General features: G+C 36.9%; 1 pseudogene. It reads left to right on the forward strand.

The window, feature by feature from the left end:
- Window positions 1-553, forward strand: a pseudogene (locus tag C9E89_RS23660) (hypothetical protein); the annotation flags it as partial.

Raw genomic sequence — 553 nt, forward strand, 5'->3', positions numbered from 1 at the left:
CAGTGTGACCGATCAAGTTATTTCAATCGGACAAGATTCAGCAACAGTGCAAGACAGTAAAATCATTTATAAAGATTTTTCGGGTGTCTATACAATTACTAATATTGCTAAAAGCACTTTAACCAATGGCTTTCAGTATACAGTTGCTTTGAATGCACCAAATACAAAAAATCCGTCTTGGAACTACTTGGCTGAAGACACAAGTATTAACTCAGGTCTACAGCTGGTTAATAACGATGATGCAATCTATCTTGATGATACATATACAGTTGAAGAGGTTGGGGGCAACTATATTAAGTTGGTTGATCCTGCTGCTGTCAATGTTGAGTGGGCACAATTGACACATTTGCCTAATCAATCAACCGAATCTATTGAACTTGATATTACTTTAGATAAGCTAGATCCCGATGCAAGTTGGGTGGGTTGGCATAATATCTTTATGGATGGTGCTGAATTTGCTTATTTTAATATTCATTTCCCAAATGGTTTGTATCGACAAAATTCTAAAGGTGGTACATCGACAGCGTGGACAACAGGTTTAATTCAGTATCAG

The sequence above is a fragment of the Acinetobacter sichuanensis genome (genome assembly GCF_003024515.2).
Lineage (GTDB): Bacteria > Pseudomonadota > Gammaproteobacteria > Pseudomonadales > Moraxellaceae > Acinetobacter > Acinetobacter sichuanensis.